The 1,824-nt window shown below is 50.7% G+C and carries 3 protein-coding genes; all 3 read left to right on the forward strand.

What is annotated here, in order from left to right; genetic code table 11:
* The first annotated feature begins 105 nt into the window (after positions 1–105).
* Positions 106–1,095 (forward strand): ABC transporter permease, encoded by a 990-nt coding sequence (locus D6694_11110; protein ID RMH39536.1) that lies wholly within the window; start codon positions 106–108, stop codon positions 1,093–1,095.
* Entirely contained in the window at positions 1,085–1,315 is a 231-nt protein-coding gene (locus tag D6694_11115; protein RMH39537.1) for a hypothetical protein, read from the forward strand. The genes D6694_11110 and D6694_11115 overlap by 11 nt, the downstream gene beginning before the upstream one ends.
* A gap of 16 nt (positions 1,316–1,331) precedes the next feature.
* A partial coding sequence (locus tag D6694_11120; GenBank protein RMH39538.1) for a hypothetical protein occupies positions 1,332–1,824 on the forward strand: 493 nt, incomplete at its 3' end.

Genomic DNA, 1,824 nt, shown 5'->3' on the forward strand with positions numbered 1-1,824 from the left:
ATTGTTTTTCTCGAGGATACTCGATGCCCCCACTTCCCGCGGTACGACTTTTTGAGACTTGTTAATGTTCCAGCGGTACGATTTTATGAGACTCTACAAGTGGTGATGAGTAGTCGTCTTGCGTTGACAAGTTTCTTTCTGGGAATTCTCACCGTGTTTGTGGGGTGGGCTTTCCAGTGGGCGTTGGACGAATGGAAAGAGATTACATTTGATTTGCCGGGAGAGGTCACAGCACTGCGAGTGATCGAAGGCCCTCAGCCAGTATCAGCTGCGGCGGCAGAGACAGTGCAAGATGAATTGAAAACCTACTTTCGCGAACACTCTCTCGCCTTGGTTGTGGCCTCTTTCGGCAATGACCGACCGGAGATGTTGGTATACGATCCGCTCCACTTAGTTCCGTGGTTTCCAGGATGCCCATCTAGCGACAGCCAATCTGTCACAGTCTATCTTTTTCGGGGAACGTATTCGGAGCATTTATGGCTTATTTCTGCTCCGAACCCATTTTTGCCGCCGGGAGCAGTGATCAAAGGTGTCATTGCAGCGCCTCGCCGCGCTGACAACCTTCAGTATGCAAGATGCAGTAACCATGGTTTGCTGCCGGAGGGACAATATACATTCAACACGACAGACCCAACACAAGTGCGGCATGTCCTTGAATTGGTACGCCGGATGGGATTGGTGCCCCAAGCGAGTGAGAAAATGCCGTTTTTCTTGTTTTTACTGCAAACACCTTTGATAGTTATAACGGTGTTCTTTTTGGTTGCAGGTTATGGATGTGTTATGCTGTATTGGTTTCTCTATGTGCGCGGCCGCGCCAGCGAGTTTGGCATTCGTGCCCGGCATGGTGCCCTCCCGCTAAGTTTGACATGGGAAAATTTAGCGAGAGGAATGCCTGCCCTGGTGATTGGCAGTGGTGTGGGAGGGCTGTTTGCCAGTGTGTTGGTTTCCACAATAGGCCAAATCAACTTGTCGTCACAGGACATCTTTACTTTGGTGATTGCTATGAGCGCAACTGTTATCGTAACTGCCTTGATGTGGCTTATTATGTTGTTTATTGTTATCCGGAGTCAATATGAGGTGAACCTTGCTGGATGAAGTGAAAGGAGGCTTTGGTTTAGCCCTCCGCCACTGGCCTGTGATGTTAACCCTCGCAGGGATGATTGCAATATCCACGGTAGTGTTGTCTTTTGCTCTGGTGGATGTTTTGTCCCAGGTCGCCGTGCTTGAGGGTGGGCGGCAATTGCGCAAGCACCATGCGGTGTTTTTTACCCCATATTATCCCCCTGGCGGGGAGGTGAGCCGGGGGGGGGAATGACACAGTGTACTATTTGATGGACTTGATAGACCGGGGGCAAGCCTATACGGCCATTGTATACAATATGGCTCTTGATAAACCCCAGTTTGCAGGGGGGTATCCTACTTTAGTTCTGTTTGGCGATGTAGTGCCGGAATTGTTTCCGGATGTGCACCTTTGCACGCCCGCGCCATGTGCAATGCGCGGCGCTGCCGTCGCTGGTGGAGTGGTTGACACTGTGGATATTGGAGGAGAAAGTATTCCGGTGGAGAATGCATTACCCGGCGGGGCTACTTTTTTTGACGTCAATGTTGCAGGATTGCCATTGAGTCATCGCATCGTCATTCGCGCTCCAACAAGAGTTATTCCTCGCCTTAATCCTATTGAACGGGAAGAATTATTGACGCGAGCAGTTTTTCTGAACCCTTCAGACGCAACCGTATATACCTTCGTCACCGGGGCGGCACAGGGTGGGTTGTTCCTCGTACCTCATCGTGTTTCTGTTGAGCAACCACGCCGGTTTCGTGAAA

The organism is Gammaproteobacteria bacterium (assembly GCA_003696665.1).
GTDB lineage: Bacteria > Pseudomonadota > Gammaproteobacteria > Enterobacterales.

What these genes read in the sequence shown, in the direction of transcription:
- D6694_11110 (RMH39536.1), top strand. Translation starts at nt 106, where the DNA reads ATGAGTAGTCGTCTTGCGTTGACAAGTTTCTTTCTGGGAATTCTCACC.